Raw genomic sequence first — 13,254 nt, 5'->3', positions numbered from 1 at the left:
ACCATGCTTTTGCGCCATTTCATCGTTTTCAGCTTCATCGCCCTACTGGCCGGTTGTGCCGGCTTCGGTGCCCGCGAGGCAGTCCAGGGCCAGGGCAACCCGGCGCAATGGCGCCAGCACAAGGACCAACTGAGCAGCCTCGACGGCTGGCAGATCAACGGCAAGATCGGCATTCGCGCACCCAAGGACTCCGGCAGCGGTACGCTGTTCTGGCTACAACGCCAGGACTACTACGACATCCGCCTGTCCGGCCCACTGGGCCGCGGCGCCGCCCGCCTTACTGGCCGCCCGGGCCAAGTCAGCCTGGAAGTGGCCAACCAGGGCCGCTATGAAGCCAGCAGCCCAGAGTCGTTGCTGGAAGAACAGTTGGGCTGGAAACTGCCGGTATCCCACTTGGGCTGGTGGGTTCGTGGGCTACCCGCCCCGAACAGCAAGAGCCGCCTGACCCTGGATGGCGACAGCCACCTGGCAAGCCTGGAGCAGGATGGCTGGCAAGTGGAGTACAGCAGCTATTCACAGCAGAACGGCTACTGGCTGCCCGAGCGCATCAAGCTGCATGGCAACGACCTTGATGTCACCCTGGTGATCAAGGAATGGCAACCACGCAAGCTGGGGCAATGACATGACCGCGCAAACGCTGACCCTGCCCTCCCCGGCCAAGCTCAACTTGATGCTGCATATCCTGGGACGTCGCGATGACGGCTATCACGAGCTGCAGACCCTGTTCCAATTCCTCGACTACGGCGACGAGATCACCTTCGCCGTGCGCGATGATGGCCTGATCCGCCTGCATACCGAGTTCGAAGGCGTGCCCCACGACAGCAACCTGATCGTCAAGGCCGCAAAAAAACTTCAGGAACAGTCCGGCTGCTCCCTGGGAATCGATATCTGGATCGACAAGATCCTGCCCATGGGCGGCGGCATCGGTGGCGGAAGCTCCAATGCTGCCACCACCCTGCTGGGCCTCAACCATCTCTGGCAACTGGGCTGGGACGAAGATCGCCTGGCAGCACTGGGCTTGACCCTGGGCGCCGACGTACCGGTTTTCGTTCGTGGGCACGCGGCATTTGCCGAAGGCGTAGGGGAAAGACTCAGCCCCGAATACCCAGAAGAACCCTGGTATCTGGTACTGGTCCCGCAAGTCTCTGTAAGTACAGCAGAAATTTTTTCCGATCCGCAGTTGACACGTGACACCGCGCCCATTAAAGTGCGCCCCGTTCCCAAGGGAAACAGCAGAAACGACTGCCTTCCGGTAGTCGCAAGGCGTTATCCAGAAGTACGTAACGCGTTGAATTTGCTAGGTAAATTTACCGAAGCAAAACTGACTGGAACTGGAAGTTGTGTGTTTGGGGGCTTCCCAAGCAAAGCTGAAGCTGATAAAGTCTCGGCCCTTCTTACAGAGACCCTTACAGGGTTTGTAGCAAAAGGAAGCAACGTTTCGATGTTGCATCGCAAGCTTCAAACGCTGCTCTAACGGAAACGAGTGCCAGGCACTCGAAGCAACAGATACAGGGGCGTCGCCAAGCGGTAAGGCAGCAGGTTTTGATCCTGCCATGCGTTGGTTCGAATCCAGCCGCCCCTGCCATTTTCCTTATACTCATCCAGGTATACCCTCAGCCTTCAGGTACTGCGCGTGTCCAAGATGATGGTCTTTACGGGGAACGCCAACCCCGATCTGGCTCGGCGTGTCGTACGTCAGCTGCATATCCCTCTCGGTGACATCTCTGTTGGAAAATTTTCCGACGGCGAAATTACTGCCGAGATCAATGAAAATGTCCGCGGTAAAGACGTCTTCATTATCCAGCCGACTTGCGCTCCGACCAACGATAACCTGATGGAACTCGTCGTGATGGCTGATGCCTTCCGTCGTTCCTCGGCTACTCGTATCACTGCTGTTATTCCTTATTTTGGTTATGCCCGTCAGGATCGCCGTCCGCGTTCCGCACGTGTGGCTATCAGCGCGAAAGTCGTGGCTGACATGCTCACCGTGGTCGGCATCGACCGTGTTCTCACGGTTGACCTGCATGCTGACCAGATTCAGGGTTTCTTCGATATTCCGGTAGATAACATCTACGGCTCCCCTGTCCTGGTGGATGACATCGAAGACCAGCGTTTCGAAAACCTGATGATCGTCTCCCCGGACATCGGCGGCGTCGTGCGTGCACGTGCCGTGGCCAAGTCCCTGGGTGTGGATCTCGGGATCATCGACAAGCGTCGTGAGAAAGCCAATCACTCCGAAGTGATGCATATCATCGGCGACGTCGAAGGACGCACCTGCATTCTGGTCGACGACATGGTCGATACCGCCGGCACCCTGTGCCACGCGGCCAAGGCCTTGAAAGAGCATGGCGCAGCCAAGGTCTTCGCCTACTGCACACACCCTGTGCTGTCGGGCCGGGCCATCGAGAACATCGAAAATTCCGTGCTGGACGAGCTGGTGGTGACCAACACCATTCCGCTGTCCGCAGCAGCACAGGCCTGTGCACGTATCCGCCAACTGGATATCGCACCGGTAGTTGCCGAGGCGGTTCGCCGCATCAGCAATGAAGAATCGATCAGCGCGATGTTCCGCTAAGGGTTAATCCCAGGCAGAACATCTCGATGACGAAAAGCGCCCCGTCCCAACCTTGGTTGGGACGGGGCTTTTTTGCCCGTATCGCCCTTGGCGCTGGTCGCAAACGCCAAGGCGAACGAGGTTATTTTGGAGATACAAAATGAACGATTTTACCCTGAATGCTGAAGTGCGTTCCGACCTGGGGAAAGGTGCGAGCCGCCGCCTGCGTCGTCTCGCCAGCCTGGTTCCAGCTGTTGTTTACGGTGGCGACAAAGCCCCTGAATCCATCAGCATGCTGGCCAAGGAAATTGCCAAACTGCTGGAAAACGAAGCTGCCTACAGCCACATCATCGAACTGAACGTCGGTGGCACCAAGCAGAACGTCGTGATCAAGGCCCTGCAACGTCACCCAGCCAAAGGCCACGTAATGCACGCCGACTTCGTTCGCGTAGTTGCTGGCCAGAAACTGACCGCCATCGTTCCAGTGCACTTCATCAACGAAGCTGCACCTGTTAAGAAAGGCGGCGAGATCTCCCACGTAGTGTCGGAAATCGAAGTTTCCTGCCTGCCGAAAGATCTGCCTGAGTTCATCGAAGTCGACCTGGCTGACGCTGAAATCGGCACCATCGTTCACCTGTCCAACATCAAGGCCCCTAAAGGCGTTGAGTTCGTGGCCCTGGCACACGGCAACGACCTGGCAGTAGCCAACGTCCACGCTCCACGTGTTGCTCCAGAAGCTGCTGAAGGCGCTGCAGAGTAATTTCACTCTGACGCCGGAGTAGCGGAAACATCGCGGACAGTGACGTAGCGAGAAAGCGGGCGAGAACGCGAAGTTTACGCATCATGGTAAATGAGCTGTTGTCGTCCACTTTCGCCGCTGCCAAGCTGCGCGGCGATGTTATCCACCACTCCAGAGAAGGGCCCCTATCGTGACTGCCATCAAACTGATCGTTGGCCTGGGTAATCCAGGCGCCGAATACGAACAGACCCGGCATAACGCAGGGGCCCTTTTTGTTGAGCGCATCGCCGACAAACAAGGTGTGAGCCTTGTGGCCGATCGCAAATATTTCGGCCTGACCGGACGCTTCAGTCATCAGGGTCAGGACATTCGTCTGTTGATTCCCACCACCTACATGAACCGTAGCGGCCAGGCCGTGGCGGCGCTTGCAGGTTTCTTCCGCATCAAGCCCGAAGAAATCCTGGTGGCCCACGACGAGCTAGACTTGCCTCCCGGCGTCGCCAAACTCAAGACCGGCGGCGGACACGGCGGGCACAACGGACTGCGAGACATCATCGCGCAGCTCGGCAACCAGAATACCTTTCACCGCCTGCGGCTCGGCATCGGCCACCCGGGCGTCGCCAGCATGGTTTCGAACTTTGTCCTGGGTCGTGCGCCACGTGCCGAACAGGAAAAGCTCGACGCCAGCATCGATTTTGCCCTCGGCGTGCTGCCGGATATCTTCGCCGGTGAATGGAACCGTGCGATGAAAAACCTGCACAGCCAGAAGGCCTGACTCTTATCCGAGGGGAAACACCATGGGATTCAATTGCGGCATCGTCGGCCTGCCCAACGTCGGCAAGTCCACCCTGTTCAACGCCCTGACCAAGTCCGGTATCGCGGCAGAGAACTTCCCCTTCTGCACCATCGAGCCCAACAGTGGCATCGTGCCGATGCCCGACCAGCGCCTCGACGCCCTGGCCGAGATCGTCAAGCCGAACCGCGTACTGCCGACCACCATGGAGTTCGTCGACATCGCCGGCCTGGTAGCCGGTGCATCCAAGGGTGAAGGCCTGGGCAACAAATTCCTCGCCAACATCCGCGAGACCGATGCCATCGCCCACGTGGTGCGCTGCTTCGAAGACGAGAACGTGATCCACGTTTCCAACAGCGTCGACCCCAAGCGCGACATCGAGATCATCGACCTGGAACTGATCTTCGCTGACCTCGACAGCTGCGAGAAGCAACTGCAGAAAGTTGCACGCAACGCCAAGGGTGGCGACAAGGACGCCCTGGCGCAGAAAGCCATCCTCGAAAAGCTGATCCCGCACTTCACCGAAGGCAAGCCGGCTCGCAGCCTGATGAAAAACATGGCTGACGACGAAAAGGCCGTGATTCGTGGCTTCCACCTGCTCACTAGCAAGCCGGTGATGTACATCGCCAACGTGGCCGAGGATGGCTTCGAGAACAACCCGCACCTGGACGTGGTCAAGGCCATCGCCGAGGAAGAAGGCGCGGTCGTAGTGCCGGTCTGCAACAAGATCGAAGCCGAGATCGCCGAACTGGAAGAAGGCGAAGAAAAGGACATGTTCCTCGAGGCCCTGGGCCTGGAAGAGCCTGGCCTGAATCGCGTAATCCGCGCAGGCTACGAACTGCTGAACCTGCAGACCTACTTCACGGCCGGCGTGCAGGAAGTGCGGGCCTGGACCGTTCGCGTCGGCGCCACTGCACCGCAAGCGGCGGGCGTGATCCACACCGACTTCGAAAAGGGCTTTATCCGCGCCGAAGTGGTGGCCTATGACGACTTCATCCAGTTCAAGGGTGAAGGCGGTGCCAAGGAAGCCGGTAAATGGCGCCTGGAAGGCAAGGAGTACATCGTCAAGGACGGTGACGTGATGCACTTCCGCTTCAACGTTTAAGCATGAAGATGGATCCTCAAGGATCCTGATAGATGCCAAACAAACCCCTTGAGGAGATATTCCCCAAGGGGTTTTTTCATTCTGCGGGCCCCATCCAGTTAATGTTTATCGGCCCTTTTGTGCATCGGGTATTTTTCAAGGTAAAGATACAGCGCTTGAGCATTTTTACTACCCACCTCCTGCAACTATAAACCGCCTCCACGCCTCCTTTAAAAATAATGTCGATCAAAAAAGCCCTAAGGCACGACTGCATCAGTCGTGCCTTAGGGCCTCGAGAGAACAGATACTTTTTACCAAGAATCAGCTTGCCCCAGTCCTATTCTCAAATCGACCGTAAAGGATGTAGTGCTGATAGCCGCTAGAGAAAACTCCTTTGGCGATTGCGGCATTCACATCATGGTTACATTGCAGGTACTGGAGCTCATTGAAATTCTCTGCACTAACCTCGTTTTCCTGTCGCCCAAGTTCCTCACTATCAATCGGAAGACCTAGAACATTAAGGCGCTGGAAGTTGATGATTCGATTGATGGCATGCCGCTCCATCGGTCCTTGGTTGGCCCCGGTAGCGTAAGAGTGCAGACCATTTTTTGTGCAACGGTTGCACATGTCTGCACAGTTGGCTTGAGTGGACTTAAGACCGCTCAACTGCTCCAGAGGAAGCTCCAGGTACTTACCAACGGAGTACTCGGACTGGTTAAATACTGAGCAGCATAGGACGGTATTTCCATTGCAGTCCAGCACCAGCATGTTGTCTTTTAGAGAGCACGCATGCTTGGGATAGTGTTTAACCAGGTTAACTAGATCATCGTATGGCGGTAATGCCAGTCTTTTAAGGGTTTCACGATCTGCATCGGTGACAGATGAGTCGCGTTCAATGATCGCGAGGGTTTTCTCCAGTGGCATCATCACCGAATAACCCGTACTGAATGTGAAACCCAGGCGCTCACTGAACTCACGCATCAACGCTTCTTCTTCCAGGTTGTCTAGATAGCGATGATAGTAGACTTCGATTAGCGTATTAAGATTGTACTGCTTTTTGATTTCATGCAGCTTCAGCATGTTTTCCTTGACAACTTCAATGTTGCCACCAACATGCCCAAGCTCGTAAGTTTCTTGGTAAAAACCAGATAATGAAATGCGAAAGAATGAAGGTTCGGCTTTTAATGCCTGCTCCATATTCTTTGAAATATTTAAATTGGTGCTAATCCCACTGCTTATCCCTGCTGAGTTTATTATTTCAATGAACTCACCAATGCGCGGGTGAACCAAGGGCTCGGTCCAGTTGTAGAGGTGAATTGAACTGACACCCTCTGACTTGGCCTTTTTAACTATTTCATTAAACATCTCCATGGGCATGGATTTTTTGAAGTTATTGTTCTCGGAGTTTCCCATGGGGCATGAAGGGCAACTTAAATTACAGGCCCCAACAATATCTATGAACATATGCATTGTGATAGTCCTTCACTATGCTAATACGGTTTGTATTTTTCTTATGGTGGTTTGGTTTGTATTAGATACAAACCACTCTCTAAGGTCATGTTATTTATTTGCGACGAGAACAGGTCCGAACAGCCTTGATATCTGCGCTTGCCAATTATGCCAGGTGGCATCGATCCAGCTCCATGAGCCCCCTCGGCTTCCAGGCGCTTTGCAGGCTTGTCTGCATTGTTCTTCGCAGCTTAATGATGAAGGTCAATGATGTCGGGCAAACATGCTAATGCCCCGTTATGAATGGTCAGGCAGGAAAACACTGCTCCGACACTTTCCTACAACCGGACAGCCCCTCCCTGCACGACATGACAGATAAGTAATTTTCCCGCGATGCTGCTGAAAGGCAGCGTTACGTATCCTCGTACGAACACCTGCGAGGAGCCGGCCATGAAGCCGCCGATAAGCACGACCTGCCACCAGTACCAAGACGGCTAGGGCCTGTGCATGCCAGCTGAAATACCCCAAGTCGACATGCAGTCGATCGATGCTCTCTCGGCTCAATGCTTTCTCATCAGTGCACGCTGCGCATCGTTCAAGCAAGCAGCACGTAGCCTGAACATCAGTGCGGCGGCGCTGCGCAAGAAGCTTTTGGTACTCGAACAACTCATTGGCACGCCGTTGTTCCTTTACCAGGACAACAAACTGAGCCTGACCCTGATAGGTAAACGCCTGCAAAAAAACCTCTCCAGGCGCCAGGAGCAGTCGTTGCCGGCCAAGGTCGACTCTACCTGCCAGGCCGGCGTAGTCATTGCCGTGGCGGATATATTGCTGCGAGATATTCTTGCAAGGGACCTGATCGCCTTCCTGCGTCGTAATGCCACCTCTCGGATAGAGTTGATCCCACTGCACGGAACACCTTCGGCCAAGGCCGACATCCTGCTATGGCTGGCCGATCCGGGAAGCCCGCGACCTGACCCCGGCTTCGCCACTACCCTGCCCATCTGCCTGGCGCCAATCCAGTATTCGGCCCACGTTGCCAAGCGTTATGTACCCAAGTCGGCCCTGCCCAGGCGCCCGGAGCAGTTGGATGACTACATGCTGGTCCAGCTCAGTAGCCACTACTGCGTGCCTGCCCTGGAACCCTGGAACCGCCTGATACGCCGTCGCGCCAGCGGCATCGCGCAGACCGGCGACCCACACCTGGCCCTGGAGCTGATCAGGAACAGCGCCTGCGTTGGCCTGCTGCCCGACTACATCGCTCAAGTGGACAAGGCCCTCATTGCTTTGCCGCAGTTGTTCGACTCCCCCCTCCAGCAATACGCCTGGCTCTGCACCCACGCCCACGCCGCAGCACGCCCTGAGGTGAGGGTCCTGGTGGAGCTGATTCAACAGGCCTTCACCAAGCGCCGCGAGTGGTTTACCCCCGCAGACGCTTGAACCCGTCGCTCCCCGATAACAAAAAAACCCTATCCCGAGGCTCTTATCCGCCTCCCGATGGCGCTCTTTTTTTGCCGTGAACTGGCGCTGCAGCCACCCTCCTCGCACCCTCGATCCGGCCCATGACTTTTACCCGTCATGTTCCTGACATATTCCAAGACCTTGGTTCACCCTGCCCCACCACGCCGCGGCCCTTGAAATTCCTGGACCGTGGGATGGTCCCGCCTGATCGAAACAAAAACGTCACGAAAACCAACAAAAAGCTTCATTCACGCTGACAACTATCCGCCCAGCCAGCCCTACAGGCATGGCTACTCAAGGCAAAAGAGCAATGGACGGGAGAGCAGTATGTCGGTCAGAACCACCGGAACCCCAACAGGCTGTGCAGCAGTCATCGGCCTGTTGGGCATGGCAATCACCCTCACCACTCATGCGGGCACGGTCACCACCGACGGCGCCGATATCGTGGTGAAAACCAAAGGCGGCCTGGAAGTGGCCACCACCGACAAGGAGTTCAGCTTCAAGTTGGGCGGACGCTTGCAGGCGGATTATGGCCGCTTCGACGGCTACTACACCCGCAATGGCAATACCGCGGATGCGGCCTACTTCCGCCGCGCCTACCTGGAAATCGGCGGCACCGCCTACCGCGACTGGAAATACCAGATCAACTATGACCTGTCGCGCAACGTCGGCAACGACAGTACCGGTTACTTCGATGAGGCTACCGTGACCTACATAGGCTTCGACCCACTGAACCTGAAGATCGGGCGCTTCTACACCGATTTCGGCCTGGAGAAAGCCACCAGCTCCAAGTGGGTCACGGCCCTGGAGCGCAACCTTTCCTACGACGCCGCCGAATGGGTGAACGACAACAGCGGTACAGGTATCCAGGCCAACAGCGTGGTAGGCAAGGTCGCCTACCTGTCCGGCAGCCTGTTCAGCGAGAACAACAACGACACCGATGGTGACAGCGTCAAGCGCTACAACTTGCGCGGGGTCTTCGCGCCTTGGCATGAACCGGGCAACGTCCTGCACCTGGGCCTGCAATACGCCTACCGGGATCTCAAGGACAGCGCCGTCGATACCCGCATTCGTTCGCGCATGGGCGTGCGTGGCGTCGATACCAACGGTGGCAACAGCGCCGGCAGCAACGGCAATCGCGCGGTGTTCGGCGGGACCACCGCCCAATCAGGATTATGGAAAGGCGATTCGGTCTGGGGGCTCGAAGGAGCCTGGGCGCTGCAAGCCTTTTCGATCCAGGCAGAGTACCTGCGACGTACGCTCAAGGCCGACACGGCCGCCAGCGACATCAAGGCCTCGGGTTACTACACGCAACTGGCCTATACCCTCACTGGCGAGCCGCGGATCTACAAACTCGATGGCGCCAGGTTCGACACCATCAAGCCGCAGAACAAAGCGCTCGGTGCCTGGGAGCTGTTCTATCGCTATGACGCCATGAAGGTCGAGGATGACAACGTGGTCGCCAGCAGCGCGGTGCGCCAGGTGGGCGATGCCCAGGGCAAGAGCCACACCCTGGGGGTCAACTGGTACGCCAACGAGGCCCTGAAGCTCAGCGCCAACTACATCAGGGCCAATACCGACAACATCAGCAATGCCGTCGGTGACGACTCCGGCCAGGGCCTGGTGATGCGCATGCAGTACGTGTTCTAGACAGGCCCGCAACACCAGGACCGCCCCATTGCCAGGCAACGGGGCGGTCGAGCTGTAGCCTCAGAAGTAGGTGGTCGCCCCCGCGAAGAACGCCCGACCGGGCACATAGAAGTTGGTCGAGCCATCCCGCAGGTCCTTGTCCAGCAGGTTTTGCACCCCGCCATTCAAGGTCAGCCACTTGGTCAGGGCCAGGTTGGCCGTCAGGTCGTAGGTGGTGTAGGACTGCACGAAGTCATTGCCCAGGCCCCGCTGCTTGCCCACATGCTGCGCCGACAGTTCGGTGCTCAAGCGATCGTTGACCTGCCAGTCCAGTGCACTGAACAGCGAGAGCTTGGGTGTACTGATCAAGTCTTCGCCGGTGGACAGGTTGCGGCTTTCCAGCATGTAGGTGGCATTGGTGCGCCAGTTCACCGAGTCGCCCAACGGAATCCGGGTGGTGCCTTCCCAGCCGCGGGTCCGGGCCTTGTCGACGTTCTCCAGCATGGTCCACCAACGGCCCTGGAACTGCCCCAGGGGGCCATACTCGATCTTGTCGGTGAAATCGGTATGGAAGTAGGTCAGGCCCAGTTCCCAATCATCATGGTTGAAGGACACGCCGATCTCTTTGTTGGTGCTGGTCTCTGGCGCAAGGTCCGGGTTGCCGGCCATCCAGCAGCTGCCCTGGACATACCCCAGGGGCTTGAGCGAGCCACAGCCACGGCCACCGGATTCGGTCGCCGCCCCGGCGCTACCCTCCTTCAGGCTCGGCGCACGAAAGCCCTTGGACACCCCGCCCCGCACCGTCCAATCCGCATGTGGATGGTAGACCACATAGGCCCGCGGGCTGTTGTGGTTGCCATATTTGTCGCTGTGGTCGAAGCGGTTGCCCAGGGTCAGGGACAGGTTGTCCAGGAGGAACAGTTCATCCTCGATGAATGCCGCCGAATAATCGCCCTTCAGGGTCGAGCCACTGACTGGCGCCCCCTTGTAGTCCACCGGCACCGTGCCCAGGGTGTCGGTGTTGGTCAGCTCTTCACGCTTCCATTGCCCACCGACGGTCAGGCGCTGGTCCACCAGCAACTCGAACGGTATGTTCAGGCTGCCCTCGACGATCTTCTCCTCGGAGTTGGCCTTGCCCCAGTCGATATCGTTGCGGTACTTGTTCAGGTAGGCATCGAGTTTAGAGGTACCGAAGCTCCACTCCCCGACATGGGACAGGATGTAGCTGTCGCGGATCAGGCGGCTGGGACCAAAGCCTCCCCCAATAGTGTCCCCCCAATCACCGAAGGTCTTCTTCGAGGACCAGGCACGCTCTACCCCATGCACAGCCTCGAAAGACAAGCTCTGCTCATCGTTGATCTGCCAGTCCAGCAAGGCGTTCAGGCTCTGGTCCTTGGAGCCTCCAGCCCCGTCGCCATACATGAATTCGCCCATCGAATCACGACGGGCCTCGACCTCGTCCGCCGCCCGCCGAGTCACGTTGGCTCCCAGGCGCAGCCCCAGGGATTCGGTCAACGGGCCGGCCAGGTTGGCACTGTACTGGGTAGTCTGGCCACGGTCGGAATCCTTGGGCACGGTGATATGGGTGCTGGCCGAACCGCTCCAGGTCCGCGACACCTTGCGGGTGATGATGTTGATCACCCCACCCATGGCATCCGAGCCATAAAGCGAGGACATCGGCCCACGGACGATCTCGATGCGCTCGATCATGTTCGGCGAGATCCAGTTCAGGTCCTGGCGCGCCAGGTCGCGGCGGTAGCTGATATCCCCGGAGCTACCGACCCGCTTGCCGTCCACCAGGATCAGCGTGTACTTGTCGTCCAGCCCCCGCAGCTTGATCTTCGACTGCTCGCCCACCGGGCCGAAACCGCCCGTTACACCCGGTACCCGGCGCAACAGGGTGTTGAGGTCATAGACCGGCTGGCGTTCGATTTCCTCACGGGTGATGACGCTGACACTGGCCGGCGCATCCTTGAGGTCCGTGGCGCCACCACTGGCCGTGACGAAGGCGGTATCCAATTCCAGCGAAGTCGGCTTGGAGTCTTCACCGGTCTCGGCGGCCTGTGCCAGCGGGCCAAGCAGGCCAACGCCAGCACTCAATAGAAGGGAGTTGAACAAGCAGGAGCTGAGTTTCATTACACGCAATCCTTGTCGAACCAATGCACCTTAACGGTGCGCTAAGGGATGGGGGGATCGGAGTGTAATACTAATGATTATCATTTAGATACGAGAAAATTACAGAACTGACATATTCGGGCGTGCCTCAAACGTGGTCGCCCAAGTGGCCATCCCTGCAAGCAAAACGTGATGGCTGCGGTGCCGATGATTCAGCCCACTTCCTCATAAGGCAGGCCCACATAGTTCTCGGCAATGCTCACCAGACCCGCGTGGGAGTTGAGGAAATACTCGCGGTCGGCCTGTTGCATCTTGTGTGCCCAGGCATCCTGATGCTCGCCGAAATCATGCATGAGATTGGTCATGAACCAGCTGAACCGTTCGCCTTTCCAAACCCGGCGCAGGGCCAGTTCGGAATACCTGGACAGCAGATCGATCCGTCCCTGCCGGTAGACCTTGACCAGGATGCGGTACAGGTAGTGCACATCGGACGCCGCCAGATTCAGCCCCTTGGCCCCGGTGGGTGGGACGATGTGAGCCGCGTCCCCTACCAGGAACAGCTTGCCGTGCTGCATCGGCTCCACCACATAACTGCGCAGGGGTGCGATGCTCTTTTCCAGCGATGGGCCGGTCACCAGGCGCTGAGCCAGCTCCTGCGGCAGGCGCATCTTGAGCTCCTGCCAGAAACGCTGGTCGGACCAGTCCTCGACCTGCTCTTGCAGCGGCACTTGCAGGTAGTAGCGGCTGCGAGTCAACGAGCGCTGGCTGCACAGGACAAAACCGTGGTCGTGCTGGGCATAGATCAACTCATGACTCACTGGCGGGGTATCGGCCAGCAAGCCCAGCCAGCCGAAGGGATATTCGCGTTCATAGTGCTTGAGCACGTCCTGGGGAATGCTTTGGCGCGCCACGCCATGAAAGCCGTCGCAGCCGGCGATGTAGTCGCAGTCGATGCGCTGCTGCCGGCCGTCCTGTTCATAGGTGACATAGGGGGATGCACCCTGCAGGTCATGGAGCTGCACATCATTGACCGAATAGAAAATCGGCGCGCCGCAGGCTGCGCGGGCCTGCATCAGGTCGCGGGTGACTTCAGTCTGGCCGTAGACCATCACGGTCTTGCCACCGGTAAGGGCCTTGAGATCGATACGTACCCGCCGCCCGCCCAGCAGCAGCTCCACCCCTTCATGGACCAGGCCCTCGGCGTCCATGCGCCGGGCCACACCCACCTCGCGCAGCAACTCCACCGTGCCTTGCTCCAACACCCCGGCACGGATACGACCCAGGACGTAGTCCGGGGCCTGGCGCTCGAGAATCACCGTATCGATGCCAGCCTGGTGCAGCAATTGGCCCAACAGCAGTCCGGATGGGCCGGCACCGATAATCGCAACCTGAGTCTTCATTGTCGTCGTCTCACAGGGTGTTCCGATGCG

Annotated in this window: 11 protein-coding genes and 1 tRNA gene; 9 read left to right on the top strand and 3 right to left on the bottom strand. The window is 58.0% G+C overall.

What is annotated here, in order from left to right:
- The first annotated feature begins 3 nt into the window (after positions 1–3).
- The 7 genes from lolB to ychF all read left to right on the top strand — a co-directional run bounded on the left by lolB (position 4) and on the right by ychF (position 5,191).
- The gene (lolB, locus tag C4K39_RS22165) at positions 4–621 is read left to right on the top strand and encodes a lipoprotein insertase outer membrane protein LolB (RefSeq protein ID WP_068578698.1); all 618 of its coding nucleotides are present in this window, start codon (positions 4–6) and stop codon (positions 619–621) included.
- 1 nt (position 622) lies between these two features.
- Positions 623–1,474, top strand: coding sequence for a 4-(cytidine 5'-diphospho)-2-C-methyl-D-erythritol kinase (gene ispE, locus C4K39_RS22160; RefSeq protein ID WP_068578696.1), 852 nt, complete (start codon positions 623–625; stop codon positions 1,472–1,474).
- Between the two features lie 36 nt (positions 1,475–1,510).
- Positions 1,511–1,585: transfer RNA gene (locus tag C4K39_RS22155), tRNA-Gln, on the top strand.
- Positions 1,586–1,633: 48 nt separating this feature from the next.
- Positions 1,634–2,575, top strand: coding sequence for a ribose-phosphate pyrophosphokinase (locus C4K39_RS22150; RefSeq protein WP_003171603.1), 942 nt, complete (start codon positions 1,634–1,636; stop codon positions 2,573–2,575).
- 139 nt (positions 2,576–2,714) lie between these two features.
- Positions 2,715–3,314 (top strand): 50S ribosomal protein L25/general stress protein Ctc, encoded by a 600-nt coding sequence (locus C4K39_RS22145; RefSeq protein WP_068578694.1) that lies wholly within the window; start codon positions 2,715–2,717, stop codon positions 3,312–3,314.
- A gap of 169 nt (positions 3,315–3,483) precedes the next feature.
- Positions 3,484–4,068, top strand: coding sequence for an aminoacyl-tRNA hydrolase (gene pth / locus C4K39_RS22140; RefSeq protein WP_068578691.1), 585 nt, complete (start codon positions 3,484–3,486; stop codon positions 4,066–4,068).
- A gap of 22 nt (positions 4,069–4,090) precedes the next feature.
- The gene (gene ychF / locus C4K39_RS22135; RefSeq protein WP_124347422.1) at positions 4,091–5,191 is read left to right on the top strand and encodes a redox-regulated ATPase YchF; all 1,101 of its coding nucleotides are present in this window, start codon (positions 4,091–4,093) and stop codon (positions 5,189–5,191) included.
- Positions 5,192–5,491: 300 nt separating this feature from the next.
- On the opposite strand, the gene C4K39_RS22130 is transcribed toward ychF, so the two are convergent.
- Positions 5,492–6,640, bottom strand: a complete 1,149-nt coding sequence (locus C4K39_RS22130; RefSeq protein WP_068578884.1) for a radical SAM protein — start codon at positions 6,638–6,640, stop codon at positions 5,492–5,494.
- A gap of 486 nt (positions 6,641–7,126) precedes the next feature.
- On the opposite strand from C4K39_RS22130, the gene C4K39_RS22125 reads away from it, so the two are divergent.
- Both C4K39_RS22125 and C4K39_RS22120 read left to right on the top strand, forming a co-directional pair.
- Complete coding sequence (locus C4K39_RS22125; RefSeq protein WP_124347421.1) at positions 7,127–8,059, top strand: LysR family transcriptional regulator; 933 nt, start codon at positions 7,127–7,129, stop codon at positions 8,057–8,059.
- A 348-nt stretch (positions 8,060–8,407) separates the two neighbouring features.
- The gene (locus tag C4K39_RS22120) at positions 8,408–9,730 is read left to right on the top strand and encodes an OprO/OprP family phosphate-selective porin (protein WP_124347420.1); all 1,323 of its coding nucleotides are present in this window, start codon (positions 8,408–8,410) and stop codon (positions 9,728–9,730) included.
- Between the two features lie 60 nt (positions 9,731–9,790).
- Here C4K39_RS22120 and C4K39_RS22115 read toward each other — a convergent pair whose 3' ends face one another.
- Positions 9,791–11,845, bottom strand: coding sequence for a TonB-dependent receptor domain-containing protein (locus tag C4K39_RS22115; RefSeq protein ID WP_124347419.1), 2,055 nt, complete (start codon positions 11,843–11,845; stop codon positions 9,791–9,793).
- A gap of 191 nt (positions 11,846–12,036) precedes the next feature.
- Entirely contained in the window at positions 12,037–13,224 is a 1,188-nt protein-coding gene (gene pobA, locus C4K39_RS22110; RefSeq protein ID WP_124347418.1) for a 4-hydroxybenzoate 3-monooxygenase, read from the bottom strand.
- Between the last annotated feature and the right edge of the window lie 30 nt (positions 13,225–13,254).

It is taken from the genome of Pseudomonas sessilinigenes (assembly GCF_003850565.1).
In the GTDB taxonomy this organism is placed as follows: Bacteria; Pseudomonadota; Gammaproteobacteria; order Pseudomonadales; family Pseudomonadaceae; genus Aquipseudomonas; species Aquipseudomonas sessilinigenes.
This window is presented reverse-complemented; position numbering and strand designations above follow the sequence as displayed.